This is a genomic window from Anaerohalosphaeraceae bacterium (assembly GCA_037479115.1).
Lineage (GTDB): Bacteria > Planctomycetota > Phycisphaerae > Sedimentisphaerales > Anaerohalosphaeraceae > JAHDQI01.
In genome coordinates this window covers 12,324-26,380 of record JBBFLK010000002.1, presented here as the reverse complement: position 1 = coordinate 26,380, position 14,057 = coordinate 12,324, and the positions used below count along the sequence as shown (strand labels likewise).

At 54.7% G+C, this 14,057-nt stretch carries 10 protein-coding genes; 2 read left to right on the top strand and 8 right to left on the bottom strand.

Annotated elements, in window-relative coordinates:
- Window positions 1-8: 8 nt before the first annotated feature.
- Complete coding sequence (locus tag WHS88_01075; GenBank protein ID MEJ5258765.1) at window positions 9-671, bottom strand: glycine zipper 2TM domain-containing protein; 663 nt, start codon at window positions 669-671, stop codon at window positions 9-11.
- Window positions 672-874: 203 nt separating this feature from the next.
- Between WHS88_01075 and WHS88_01070 the strand changes: the two genes are divergently transcribed.
- On the top strand, window positions 875-2,113 hold the full coding sequence (locus WHS88_01070) for an MltA domain-containing protein (GenBank protein MEJ5258764.1): 1,239 nt from the start codon (window positions 875-877) through the stop codon (window positions 2,111-2,113).
- 351 nt (window positions 2,114-2,464) lie between these two features.
- Window positions 2,465-3,394: a malate dehydrogenase gene (gene mdh / locus WHS88_01065; GenBank protein MEJ5258763.1), complete on the top strand. Its 930-nt coding sequence runs from the start codon at window positions 2,465-2,467 to the stop codon at window positions 3,392-3,394.
- On the opposite strand, the gene WHS88_01060 is transcribed toward mdh, so the two are convergent.
- From WHS88_01060 to ilvB, 7 genes are all read right to left on the bottom strand, one after another.
- A complete protein-coding gene (locus WHS88_01060) occupies window positions 3,378-5,339 on the bottom strand; it encodes a gamma-glutamylcyclotransferase family protein (protein ID MEJ5258762.1) in 1,962 nt (653 codons plus the stop codon). The genes mdh and WHS88_01060 overlap by 17 nt on opposite strands.
- An 11-nt stretch (window positions 5,340-5,350) precedes the next feature.
- Window positions 5,351-6,502, bottom strand: a complete 1,152-nt coding sequence (gene alr / locus WHS88_01055; protein ID MEJ5258761.1) for an alanine racemase — start codon at window positions 6,500-6,502, stop codon at window positions 5,351-5,353.
- On the bottom strand, window positions 6,499-7,236 hold the full coding sequence (locus WHS88_01050) for a glycosyltransferase family 2 protein (GenBank protein MEJ5258760.1): 738 nt from the start codon (window positions 7,234-7,236) through the stop codon (window positions 6,499-6,501). The genes alr and WHS88_01050 overlap by 4 nt, the downstream gene beginning before the upstream one ends.
- A 1-nt stretch (window position 7,237) precedes the next feature.
- Window positions 7,238-9,997, bottom strand: a complete 2,760-nt coding sequence (locus WHS88_01045) for a hypothetical protein (GenBank protein ID MEJ5258759.1) — start codon at window positions 9,995-9,997, stop codon at window positions 7,238-7,240.
- A complete protein-coding gene (locus WHS88_01040; protein ID MEJ5258758.1) occupies window positions 9,985-11,169 on the bottom strand; it encodes a pyridoxal phosphate-dependent aminotransferase in 1,185 nt (394 codons plus the stop codon). The genes WHS88_01045 and WHS88_01040 overlap by 13 nt, the downstream gene beginning before the upstream one ends.
- Window positions 11,170-11,377: 208 nt before the next feature.
- The gene (gene ilvN / locus WHS88_01035; protein MEJ5258757.1) at window positions 11,378-11,887 is read right to left on the bottom strand and encodes an acetolactate synthase small subunit; all 510 of its coding nucleotides are present in this window, start codon (window positions 11,885-11,887) and stop codon (window positions 11,378-11,380) included.
- A gap of 40 nt (window positions 11,888-11,927) precedes the next feature.
- Window positions 11,928-13,643, bottom strand: coding sequence for a biosynthetic-type acetolactate synthase large subunit (ilvB, locus tag WHS88_01030; GenBank protein ID MEJ5258756.1), 1,716 nt, complete (start codon window positions 13,641-13,643; stop codon window positions 11,928-11,930).
- Between the last annotated feature and the right edge of the window lie 414 nt (window positions 13,644-14,057).

The window sequence follows — 14,057 nt, the reverse complement described above, 5'->3', positions numbered from 1 at the left end:
GCTTGCCGTTAGTTTTTTATAGACTGAAACCGGACCTGTCTGGGCGGCATCGTTTCACAGACTTTTCGGATAATCTGGAGCATCTTTTCGGTCTGGTCGGGTGTCAGAAGGTTTCCGGCTGCTCCGCCGGCCACGCCCCCGGCTACAGCCCCGATAACTTTGTCATCTTCACCGGTCACAGCATAACCAATCAGAGCACCGGCGGCAGCACCGACAATGGTCCCGAGGGTTTTGCTGCCTTTGCCCTTGCCGCTGGACAGCCACAAGATGCTGCCGTCTTCGACGTTGACCATTTTGACGGTCATCTGGATTTCATCACCGAATTTCGGAATGTTGACAATCAGAACCGCCGGCACATTCAGGATTCGTCCGGCTTTGGCGGCATCCTCATCGCTGGTGATGGCGGAGGCCTGAAACTGCTGTTCTTTCAGGATGACGTGGACCTGGGCCCGTTCAATCGGCGAATATCCCCTTTTCAGTAATTCCATTGCGAAAAAGTCGGCAATCTGATTGCGGGCGGCTTCCCCGCCGACCGGTCCGATGACATCCACAACGGCAATTTTTTGGATAGTGGAATAGTCATAATCTTTTCGATAGTGTCCTTCTCCGCTTGTGCAGCCGCTGACAAACAGTCCCGCTGCGAAAAGTCCGACCCATAGAGTCCTTTTCATCGTGAGTATCCTTTCCGTAATGAAGGTTGTTTCTGCTCTGAATTGTCCGAAAAACGCTCTTTTTGTCAATCTTTTTCTCTCAAGGTTTTGCCGCCGGCAGGGCGATTTATATAAGGAGACTTGACGAAATGAGCCGGGACGACTATTATCTTTAACCCTTTGGAAAAATGAAAGTTAGTGGAAGATAAATCAACGGAGTGACTATGAGGATTCGCGGATGGCTTTTGGCGGTATCTGGGGTGTTATGGGCGGTTTTGGCAGTAGGCGGATGTAAAACGGCACGGGAACTGGAGGCCCCCCAGTATGACCGGCAGCTGCCGCCCGGGCAGTATGCTCTTCGGAAGATTACGGACCCGGCGATGATCCCGGACATCAGTCTGGCTTGCTATGACACGGCGGATTTGCGAAAGGCAATTGATCACAGTCTAAGCTATTTGTCAAAGCCTTCCAGCCGGCAATTCTTCCCGCAGGGGGAGATTACCCACCAAATGGCGGTGGATTCCTTAAGGACGATGGCTAATCTGCTGGACCAGGGGCTTCGAGGCAAAGCGCTGGAAAGGGCAATTCTGGAGCGGTTTGATTTCTACCAGTCCGTCGGATGTGACGACAGGGGAACGGTGCTATTCACAGGGTACTACACGCCGGTTTTTGAGGGCTCGCTGAAAGCGGATTCGCGGTATCGCTATCCGCTTTACAAACAGCCGGAGGATTTGGTGAAGGGGCCCAACGGAGAAATTCTTGGGCGGAAGATGCCGAACGGGGCGATTGTTCCGTATCCGTCCCGGCGTGAGATTGAGCAGAGCGGAATGCTGAAAGGGCAGGAGATTGCCTGGCTGGCGGACCCGTTTGAGGTGTATATTGCCCATGTTCAGGGGTCGGCCATTCTGCGGCTGCCGGACGGCAAGCAGATTACGCTCGGTTATGCGGCCAACAACGGGCATGAGTACAACAGTGTGGCTCAGGAAATGATTCGGGACGGCGTGGTGCCGGCGTCCGGAATGAGTCTGAAAGCGATGATTGATTATTTCAAGGCCAATCCGGACCAGATAGACAAATATATCTATCGCAATCCCCGGTATATCTTTTTCCGGATAGAGCAGGGCAACCCCCGCGGAAGTCTCAATGAGCCGGTGACGCCGCTTCGGACGATCGCGACGGATAAGTCGATTTATCCTCGCGGGTGTCTGGCCTTTTTGAAGACGGTTCTGCCGCGTCCGGCAGGCACACGGACAGTCAAAGCCCCTTATACCGGTTTTGCTCTGGACCAGGACACAGGCGGTGCGATTCGGGCGCCCGGACGGTGTGATGTGTATATGGGAGTCGGCGATCAGGCCGGACAGATGGCCGGACAGGTTTATGAGGAAGGTCAGCTGTATTATTTGTTTGTCAAGCAAACATCTGTTCCGCAGCCGACGCCTCCTATTTTGCCTGTGAAAAATTAAAAGGACTGCTTCATTGCTGGTTTTCTGCAGCCGGTTGTCAGGGAACTGAGGAAAAAGAATGAATGTTTTGGCCCCGGGCTTTTGGCTCGGGGCTTTTTTTTGAGGGGACAGCGGCCGCCGAAGCGGCTATTGAGCCCTCAGAAGCGGGCGGTAAGCGGCAGCCACGTCTGGAAAGCAGGAGAAAGAACAGTTATCAGTCGTCAGTTATCAGTTATCAGTTATCAGTTATCAATCGTAAGGAAGTTGTGAAGGGAGCAGCGCCGGACGGACAACTTGTATTCCTCTGTTCGTGCTTTATAATAACGAGCCGATTGATTGGTCAAACAGAACATTATAGAGAGGAAATAGATTGTGAGAGCGAAAATAACGATTGTCGGTGCGGGAAATGTGGGGGCGACGGCGGCGTTTATTGCGGCCGGCCGTAATTTGGGAGATATTGTTTTGGTGGACATTGTTCCCGGGCTGGCGGAAGGGAAGGCCCTCGATATGGCCCAATCGGCGGGGGTATATCCGTTTACGGGCCGTATCCGCGGAACAACCGATTGGGATGCGGCGGCCGGAAGCGATATTGTGATTATCACCAGCGGTCTGCCCCGCAAGCCGGGAATGAGCCGCGACGACCTTCTGTTCAAAAATGCCGAGATTGTCCGAAGTGTAACGCAGCAGGTTGTCCGCACCAGTCCGAATGCGTTCATAATTGTCGTGTGCAATCCGCTTGATGCAATGGTGTATGCGGCGGCTGCCGTAAGCCGATTTGAACACAGGCGGGTGATGGGGATGGCCGGGGTTCTTGATTCGGCCCGTTTTGCGGCTTTTATCGCCCAGCAGCTGAATGTCTCCGTCAGTCAGGTTTGCGGGATTCTGCTTGGCGGACACGGGGATGATATGGTGCCGCTGCCGCGCTATACAACGGTCGGGGGAGTGCCTTTGACGGAATTGATGGATGCCTCCACGATTCAGAAACTGGTTGAGCGGACACGGAACGGTGGGATTGAGATTGTTAATCTTCTGGGAACCAGTGCCTATTATGCCCCTGCGGCGGGGGCTGTCCGAATGGCGGAAGCCATTCTTCGGGATGAGAAAGCGCTGCTGTGCTGCTGTGCCTATTGTGAGAAGGAATATGGGGTGGGCGGGGCGTTTGTCGGTGTGCCGGCGGTGCTCGGAGCCAGGGGAGTCGAAAAGGTGATGGAGTTTGACCTGACCGAAGAGGAGCAGAAGGCGTTTGATGCCTCGGTTGCGCGGGTCAAAGCCCTTGTTGAAAAGCTTAAATCTGTTTTGTAGCAGTCTCGTCGGATGCTTTACTGCGGGTCTGTTCGACCAGTTCGTTAAAGCACTGAATCTGGGTATTGATTGCCTCCATAGCCCATTCGATATAGTGCTGCTTGTGGTAAGGGCGGCGGTGGCGTTCGTGCATCAGGCCGTCATAAACAGCGCCCAGAAAGGCCTGTTTGGTTTTTTCGTCGATGGGGTCGGGCCGAGCTGCCCACGCCTTAAGGTCTGCATATTCCTGCCGGAGTTTCGGACTGGCGGCCATCTGTTCAGCGGTCAGATAGTCTCCGGGGTTTATCGACAACTGAATTCCTTTTAGGGCGAGAATCAGGGGTTCATAATTGTTTTGGGGGTCCAGACGGATGAACTTGTACTGTTGGACATAGGCGGGTTCCGAGGCGAGGCGGCCGTCTTCGAGATAGGGGTCATCCAGCCGCCATCGTCTTCTGCTGGTCTGGGCAAAGACGAGTTCCTCGGTGGGGCGATACCGAATGATTTCGTCGTGTTCCATTCGGGATATCCATATCCGGTTTCCTTCTTTGCGAACGCCTCCGCCCATGGCCAGCAGGCATTGGACAAACCCCAGCGGCAGGACGGTCTGTTTTCCAAGCTGATAGCGGCGCAGCTGAAAGGACAGATGCAGACTGTGCGGTCGGGCGGGATAGAAGGATGCGGTCTCCCGAATCAGCTGATTGAGCACCCATGGGTCGTCTGTAGCAGGTTTGGAGACCTCTCCGAGGATGTTGAGCCGCCCGGGGGCTAATTCGAGAAAACCGCGAATGCCCGGTTCAGGTTCTCCGGAATGGTTGTCGATGTACCCGCCGAGTTTCCAGCTAAGCACATCGAGTGCGAAATCGGAGAAATAGCGAAAGCCGTCAAAAACGGGGTCTTCGTTTTCGATGTGCTCCGCTACGGCGCGGTAGCCGAGATTGCTTAATTCCATCTCTGCCCCCATCGGGACCAGTCCGGGCTGAAGATTCTGCCGGATTCGAGAGATTTCACTTCGGGCGACACGGGCATCAAAGATGTTGTCCGCGGCCTGTACACCGTATTTCACATAGTCAATTAAATCATATGTTCCGTCGGCAGGCAGGGTCTCCAGACAGCGGCGCAGGACAAGATTGACGACGGAGACGTTGGTATTAATCATCCGGAGGGCAATCAAAATGCTCAGGATGCGGGTATAGTAGCGGCGATTGGGACAGAGACGGTTCAGTTCAAACCGGAATCGATGGTAGAGATGCCATTCGAATTGGTTGAGCAGGACTTGTTTGACGACCAGGTGGATGTAGTTTTCAAAATAGGGTTTTACAGCGGGATTGCTGTAGAGATGCCGGATGGAAGGAATCGGACGGCTGAGCTCCTGTTCGAGGGCGTAATCGCTGACGGCGGCCCGCCCGAGATGGGTGATGACCAGGTCCCGCTCCGTTGTACCGAGCAGTTCTCGACGGGCCCGCCGCTCGATGTCGGCGTCCATCGACTCTTCGCCTGGGCGTGTATGAGTTTCAAAAAACCGTTCGATTCGTCTTCGAAGCCACAATTCGTGAATGAGATTGACATGGAAGCGGTCGCCGAACTTCTTCTTCATGGATTTCGGGCTGGCCAGGTAGGCGAAGGCCTGGACGGGGCCGTTGGCGGTATTGACGGTAACGGTTTCACGTTCGTAGAGTTTGCCTTCGTAGCGGTCGATTTCCCGCAGGGCCTCGTCGGGCAGGTTGTAAATGACAAACCCTTCGATTTTGGCCGCCGGCTCAGGGATGGCATAGAAATAGACATTGTCGGGGCTGACCCGCCGATAACCGTTCAGAATCGCCAGTTCGGCAAAGAGGGTCTGGCCGGGCTGAACACGGGAGGGTTTGAGAGTAAAACTCAAGCCGCAGACGGATTCAAAGATAGAAGGTTCCCGGAGGGAGCCGTACACGAAAAGATTGGAACCTTGCTGTTCGGAGACAGTCATAGCGGAGGCCTTTAATGGACGATTCGGTTTACGTGTGCGTGTATCATCGTAAGGATTTCATAACAGATGGTATCCGCCAGTTCCGCCAGGGCATACACTCCGCAGGGAGACTGATGGTCATCATCAATTACAGTGACCATTTGGCCGGTCTGGACATTCGGGACATCCGTGACGTCCACAATCAGCTGATCCATGCAGACTCTGCCGATAACGGGGATGAAACGGTCGCCCAGTTTCATTACGGCCTTATTGGAGAAAGCCCGGCGGTATCCGTCGGCGTATCCGAGGGGGACGATGGCCGCCAGGGTGTCGCGTTTGGCCATAAAAGACCTGCCGTATCCGACGGATTCTCCGGCTTTAATTTTCTTAATCAGGGTCAGCGGGGCCTGCAGTTTCAGGACGGGTTTGAGGGGAATTGGGGGACGGCTCATCGGTCTGGAATAGTATCCGTACATGGAGATGCCGCATCGAACCATGGTGTAATGGGCCGGCGGCATTTTGAGCGTGGCGGCGCTGTTGCAGGAATGAATGAGCAAGTCGGGTCGGTCTTTGAGCTGCTGTTCCTGCAGGAACGTTTCGAACCGTCTGTGCTGCTCCCAGGCGAAGCTGATGTCGTCATCGTCAGCGGTTGCATAGTGCGTGAAAACTCCCGCCAGCCGAAGCATCGTCTGGCTGCGCAGCCGACCCAGGAGGACGGCGGCTTCTTCCGGCGGCATTCCGCATCGTCCCATACCGGTTTCGATATTTAGGTGGACCGGAAGGATGCGGTCTGTACCGGCCAGGGCTTTTCCCGCCCAGTCGAGTCCTTCGAGCGAGGCCAGGACGCAGTGAAATCCGGCGGCGGCACAGGCGCGGATTTGCTCGGCGGGCTGGGCGGGATGAATCGGTTCGAGAATCAGAATGGATTGGCGGTGGACCAGAGGGCGGATATGCAGGGCTTCATAAAAGGTGGCGACGGCGAAGAAATCGACCGGGCCGTTTTTGAGAATGTTGACCACTTCCCGGATGCCGTGACCGTAGGCGTTGGCCTTTACGACGGCACAAAATCGGGTTGTCGGCGCACAAAGTCCCCGCAGGGCCCTGACATTGTCCAGCAGCCGTTCGGAATAGAGATGGGCCTGCAGGTCCGGACGAATAAACGACTGGTCTCGGTACACCTTCATGGCTGTTGTTTTAAGATGGTTTTTCGAAGTTTGAATAATTCATAAAAGGCCCTGGCAATGACCCGCAGTTTCGCCCCGGTGGCTTTTCCGGCCCGCCGGGGGTAGTGGTGTACGCCCACCTGTCTGATGGTATATCCCTTTCGGACGGCCCTGGCAAGCACTTCCGTGTCTATCAGGGCGCCGGTACTGACCAGGGGCATTCCGTCAAAGATTTTGCGTTTGTAAAGCTTAAATGAACAGTCAATGTCCTTCAGGTTCAGATGGAAGAGCAGGCAGACCAGACGGGTCCATGCAAAGCCGTTAAAGCGGCGAATCCAGCCTTCCTGGCGGTTCAGCCGATAGCAGCTGACGATGTCGTATTGTTCGATAAGGGGCAAAAGCGGAGGCAGTTCATTCAGGTCGAACTGGCGGTCGCCGTCGGTATAAAAGACCAGCTCTTTGGAGGCGGCGCGAAAGCCGCTTTGAAGGGCGGCGCCGTATCCTTTGTTGACGGGATGATGAATGACTCTGATGCGGGAATTGCCGGCGGCTAAGGCATCCGCCAGGGCTCCGGTGCCGTCTGTGCTGCCGTCGTCGACAATGATAATCTCATAATCCAGGCCCATTTTGTCCAGCACCTGAACGGCCTGGTGAACCAGCGGCTCAAGATTTTCCCGCTCATTGAAGCAGGGGAAAAAGACGCTGATGGAGCGGAACGAAGAGACGGCGGAGGATGGAGTGGGTTTCGTGCTCATATTACCAGACTGCCTGTTTCATGAATCGGTCGGCTTCTTTCCGGAATTCCTGGAGGAACTGCTGGTAGCGGGTTCGATGTTCGGGTTCAGTCCTGGCCAGATAGTCCGCGGCAAACCCGGCGACGGTGAGAATCTCGGCAAAGCCGGCCTGTCGTCTTAATTCATTTTGGCGGCGGCAGACATCTTCGAAAAACTCTTTGATGATTTGTCGGCCCTGTTCACGGAAAGGGGGCCACTGCATAGCATTTTGGAGGACCATATACGAGGAGGCGCAGGGACGCAGCCGGAATCCTCGTGCGGCGTGTTCGGCCATTTGCGGCAGATAAGGGGTATTTTGGGTCTCTAAAATCAGCATGGCGGTGCTTAAGTGTCTGGACAGCTCATCAGGGAAGAAGGCCTTTTGAGAAAGGATGGCTTCGGCCAGTTCTTTTCCCTGCGGGCTTTGAATATCCGCCACGAGCTGCTGGCAGGTGTCCAGATAAACCGTTTTCCAGTCGGGCGAACGAAGGATAGCCTGCATAAAAACTGTGGGGGCCTGATGGGTCGGCATGGAGATAATCCAGACGTCGTTTTTCCGCAGTTCCCGGCTGATCCATTCGCCGATGGAGGCGTAGTTGAGGTTTTGACCGCCGCTTCTGATGGCGTCCGGACCGCCGGAAAAAATCAGCTGCCAGTATTCGTATTTGTCGTGGTTGTAAGCCGCCTGAGCCCGGCCGTCCATAAAGAGCTGCAGAGGAATGCGTCCGGTTTTTTCATCGGGTTTTTGCCCGAAAGCGAGGGCTCCGCCTTCGGTCCAGTAGTTGAACATTCGCCCCTGCAGGTGATTGCCGTTGATGAAGTCGCAGACTTCGAAGGGTTTGAGGTTGGAGGCCGTCATCCGCATGAACAGAGAATCGCGGACAGGGTCGTTGGGCCAGGGGTCCAGGTAGATGCGTTTGTACACGAGCCCCCAATAAAGCGTCAGTCCAGCAAGGACAATGGTGACGGCCGCCCATCCTGCCGTGCGAATTTTCGGCTGCTGCAAGGCCGTCCAAAATGTCTTTTCCCGGAAAAGATGGTTCATTTTTTTCCCGATTTGAGAAAGCAGCTGGGCGACAAAGGGGCAAACGCCCGGGCCTGCTACGGCAATAAAGCGGCGGGACTGAACGGCCATATACAGCGTCAGCGCCGCCAGTGTCCAGAGGGCCAGGTCAATCTGAAGAGGTTCCGGTTCCGGTGTTGGAGAGGTTTTGAAACGGGATTTTGAAGGAGCGGGCTGATGAGGACGAGAAACATACACAGCCAGCCAGAGGAGGAAAAGAACAGCCGTCAGAATACACAGAACGGCGAAAGCCTCTTCATCGCCGACCGGATTGGGGGTGGTGCGGGTTTTGTCCAGCCAGTCGAAAGCCGGACGCCATTCGTTGACCTGCCGCCACGATTCGGCATGCTTGCTGATGCTGATTTCAAAGGTGTGGGTAAGATTGGTTAACCGGAATGGATTCAGCAGCAGCATGGCGAGGAAGGAGACGGCAGAGGCCGCGGCGGTTTCGGCAATTTTCGGGACAGGCAAAAGAACCAGAAGATTTTTTTTCCAGGCGGTCAGCCAGACAAACAGGATACCCACAAGGAAGACAAAGAGGTACTGCAACTGAGAGGATTGGACAAAGAACCGAAACCGTTCATGGTAAACGGGTGTGATTCGGTCGTAAGGAATCAGAATCTGCAGCCGCAGAAACAGGACAAAAAAGACCGTCAGTGTGCTGAGGGTGAAAAACAGATAAAAAGCCCCCTTGAGGGCGGGAGGCAGAAAAAGCGAGCTGATTGCGAGGATGGACAGAATCAGCAGAAAGGCGACATAACCATTCAGGAGAAAGGAGGGTGTCTGAACAGTCTGGCGGTTGGCGCCGGCGATGAGTGCATAGTCTTCGTGGGTCAGGAACTTGTGGCTGAGCAGGTAAAGAACCCACCAGAGGCCGATGAAGCCGAGTGCGAAACTCCACTTTTTCGGGAGGGCTCCCAGCAAGTGAATGGCAAGGAACGGCACGAGCATCACATAGACGTAGATATATCCGCCGTGAACATTGGCCCAGAAAACCACCAAGGGAACCAGCAGCCAAATGTAATGAATATTGCGATAGACGGCCAGTGCCAGAATGAGAAAGAAGACCGGGGTGAGAAAATTTGAAAAGCCCGCCGGACGGATGTCAAAGAAGGAGCGTCCGACGACCAAACCGAAGCAGGCGGCCGAAAGGGACAAAAAGGGGCCGACCCCCAAAACCCGAGCAGCACCGTACACGGCAAAGGCTGTCAGGATGTACAAGGCGAATTTCCAGTACACCAGCCAGTTGTATTCGTACGTTCCGGGGGGGGCGGTAAAGGTTACCAATTTATAAAAAAGCAGATGGGTAAGCCAGTTCTGGTTAATCCAGCCGGTGGGGTGCCATTTTTGAATGGTTTCGAGAGAAAAAGGTTTGCAGAGCATTTGCGCCCATCGCGGCCATTTTTGAATGTCCTCCGCCGTCGGACCGGCCGGATGGGAGTTGAAACTGAACGGTTCGACGGTATCGACACCGTGTTCGGCGAAGTGTCTTCCGCAGGCCAAAGCAACCCACGTGTCGCCTGCGGCGACCATGTGCGTGGCACTGTAAATGCCGAAAACAATCAGCCCCAGCCCCACAACGGCGGCTATCCAGAGGCGCATCCAGACGGGGGTTTTTGCCTCTGTGAGCAGTTTTGTCTGTTCTGCATGAATGGGACGGGTTTCCTTTATGAAAGCCATTCCCGAATCCGGTCAATTCCTTTTTCAATCTGTTCGAGGGAACAGGCAAAGCTGAGCCGAACATTTTTGGGTGCCCCGAAGGGACCTCCCGGAACAACGGCAACTAATTTTTGTTCGAGAAGCGCCTTGGCGAAATCCATGCTGTCGCTGATGCGCACTCCGCCGATGGTTCGACCATAATGCGCCGAGACGTCCGGAAAGCAGTAAAAGGCCCCCTGAGCCGGCACGCAGTGCACACCGGGGATGGCGTTGAGCCGTTCGGTCATCAGTTTTCCCCGCTTTTCAAACTCCTGCCGCATTTTTTCCACAACTCCGGAGGTGTCTTTGAGGGCGGCGATGGCGGCATACTGCGTGAAGGTAACGGCGTTGGAAGTCATATGGTCCTGAAGACGCGACATAGCCTTGATGACGTCCAGCGGGCCTGCCGTATAGCCCAGACGCCAGCCGGTCATCGAGTAGGATTTGCTCAACCCGTTGATGGTCAGGGTTCTGTTGTATGCGTCCTGACTGAGAGATGCGAAACTGACAAAACGCATATTTCCATAGACCAAACGTTCATAAATCTCATCGGACAAGACGATTACATTTGTTCCCTCGAGGACTTTGGCAAGGGCTTTCAGTTCATCCGGGGTATAGCAAAATCCGCCGGGATTGTTTGGAGAATTGAGGACCAGCATGGCGGTCTTTGGGGTAATGGCGGATTTCAGCTGGGTGGGGGTGATTTTGTATTCGGTTTTTGCAGTGGTTTCGAGGATGACGGGTTTGGCACCGGCCAGCTGAATCGCTTCCGGATACGTTACCCAATAGGGAGCCGGCAGGAGCACTTCATCGCCGGGGTCTAAAACGGCCTGCATCGCCATATAGACGGAGTGTTTGGCTCCGAGATTGACGATGATTTGTTCGGGTGCATACTGGAGGTTGTTTTCTTTGAGAAGTTTTTCTGCGATGGCTTTTCGCAGCTCCAAAATGCCTGCGGCGGGGGTATATTTGGTCTGTCCTTTTTTGAGGGATTCGACAGCGGCGTCTTTGATAAATTGAGGGGTGTCAAAATCCGGTTCCCCGGCACCGAAACTGAGGACGTCCAAACCTTGTGCTTTCATTTCTTTGGCCCGCGAGGTGACGGCAAGCGTGGCTGAGGGGGCAACAGCCTGTGCCCGCAATGAGATTTTCATATGAATAATCCTTTCATTTTTATCTTATGAGATTAGATGCAAAACAGGAGGTATTAAAACGACAAACAGCAAACAGGTCAAGAAAAACCGGAGTGCCCGAATGTCCATTTGGAATGGCATTCAAAAAATATCAGGCAGAAATAGGCATATTATGTCTGAAATAAATCTAAAACCATTTTGGGCGTCTCAATAGGCAAGCCGCTGAATTTTATTTTGCCTCTTCGTTTTCCGGAGGCGCAAAGCGGGGCTGCCGAGCCATGGCGACCGTGCCGGTACGGACGAGATTTTTGATGCCGTAGGGACGGCAGGCCTCGATAAAGGCCTCGATTTTATTTTCGGGGCCGGCGACTTCAACCATGACGAATTTGGAGCCGATGTCCACGACCTTTCCCTGGAACATCTCCACCAGAGCGAGGATTTCGGGACGTTTTTCCGGGGGACAGGCGACGCTGATGAGCATCAGGTCTCTGGCGACGACATCCATGCCGGCAAAGTCCTGGACTTTGACGACGGTGACGATTTTGGCCAGCTGTTTGCGAACCTGTTCGACGACGCGGTCATCGCCGATGACGACGATGGTCATTCGTGACAGGGAGGGGTCGTCGGTTCGGCCGACGGCGAGGGAATCGATGTTGAAAGCCCGTGCGGCGAACATTCCCGCCACGTGGGCCAGGACGCCGGGTTTATTCTGGACTAAAGCACTAAGAATATGTTTCATTGTTCATCCTTTCCCGTGAAAAGATGGTTTCGTTCGGTTTTCAGGCCATTTCGAAGATATCCAGACCGTCCATTTCGTGCAGAGATTTTCCGGCCGGAACCATAGGCCAGACGTTTTCCTCCGGGTCCACGCGGAAATCAGCCACACAAGGTCTTTTTTCTGCGAGCATGGCTTTGATGACGGCCGGGACTTCTTCTTTCTTTTCGGCGCGGAGTCCGACGGCTCCGAAGGCCTCGGCGAGCCGGGCGAAATCCGGGCTCTTGAGGGAGCTGCAGGAGTAGCGTTTGCCGTAGAAAAGTTCCTGCCACTGACGAACCATCCCCATGTAGCCGTTGTTGATGAGGCAGACTTTGACGGGCAGTTCATACATCACGGCGGTGGACAGTTCGGTGAGGGTCATATTGAAGCTGCTGTCTCCGTCGATGTCAATGACGAGGGCGTCGGGGTTGGCAATCTGGGCGCCGATGGCGGCCGGCAGGCCGAAGCCCATGGTGCCCAGGCCGCCGGAGGTGATAAACTGACGCGGCCGGTTGAAACGGTAAAACTGGGCCGTCCACATCTGATGCTGTCCGACGCCGGTGGTGATAATCGCCTGGCCCTGGGTCTGTTTCCAGAGCTCTTCGATGACGTACTGGGGTTTGATGGTTTTGGCATTCTGATCGTATCGGAGCGGGTGGCGTTTTTTCCATTCGGCGATTTGGTCGAACCATTCTTTCCGCTCTCTGTACTCGACCAGTTCGAGCAGTTCCGTCAAAACATGACGGGCGCTGCCGACGACGGGAATATCCGCCGGAACGTTCTTGGAGATGCTGGACGGGTCCAGGTCGATATGGATAACCCGGGCGTGCGGAGCAAAGGCTTTCAGTTTTCCTGTGACGCGGTCATCGAAGCGGGCTCCCACGCAGATCAGCAGGTCGCAGTTCTGCACGGCAAAATTGGCATAAGCCGCGCCGTGCATGCCGAGCATATTGAGCGACAGAGGGTCATTCTGGTCAAAGGCCCCCAGTCCCATCAGGGTCATTGTGACGGGGATATTGGCCTTTTTGGCCAGTTTCCGCAAGGGTTCGGAGGCGTTGCCGCTGATGACGCCGCCGCCGACGTACAGGACCGGTCTCTGGGAGCTGTTGATTGCTTCAGCGGCTGCCGTAATTTGGCGGGCATGCCCCCGCTCGCGAATGCGGTAGCCCGGCAGTTCAATCGGCTGAGGCGGGGTAACCGGCACCTGGGCGATTTGCATATCGACGGGAATGTCAATCAGGACCGGGCCCGGTCTGCCGGTCGAGGCGATAAAGAAGGCCTCGCGAATAGTCTGGGCCAGTTCATTGGGATTTTTGACAATTACATTGTGTTTGGTAATCGGCCGCGTGATGCCGGTTGTGTCGGCCTCCTGGAAGGCGTCATTGCCGATTAATTCGGTACGGACCTGTCCGGTTAAGGCCACCAGAGGAACGGAGTCCATCATGGCGGTGGCCAGGCCGGTAGTCAGATTGGTGGCGCCCGGGCCGGATGTGGCAATCACGACGCCGACTTTTCCTGTGGAGCGGGCGTAGGCGTCGGCCATATGGCAGCCGCCTTGTTCATGCCGGGGGATGACGACCCGAATGGGAGAGTCGTACAGTTTGTCAAACAGCGGCAGCACGACACCGCCGAGATATCCGAAAAGCACTTCCACACCGTGCTCCAGCAGGGTATCGACAATAATCTGACTGCCGGGTTTTGTCTGAACGGCTGTTTTTTCGGTCGTATTGGCTGTCATTGGAAACTCCTGTAATGAGAAGATTATCAGATGAAAAAATGTTTCCTGCGGCCAAAGGACTATTGAGCGCAGGATACGAAACAGAGAAGGATTGGACTTTGAAAGACCGTGGGGGATGCGGCTGTGCCGAAGTGAGACGATTGAGTGTTCATAGTTTTTCTCCTGATAAACATATTGTTATACCGATTGCTGCGGTTTTGGAGGCTTCCGCCATTTGCTTCCGCCGGCAAACCCCAAGTCTGTCCGGCTGATGCAAACGGGTTTTTAAGCCCGCCGCAACATCGTCACCACAACTCTTTGTTGTGTTTCAGGATGTCCTGTTCGCCTTATGCGAAAGAACCGACCTCTAACTATATCTTTTTTTCGGGTTCAGTCAAACACTTTTCGTCAAAAAGCTGTCCAAAGTTCGATTGC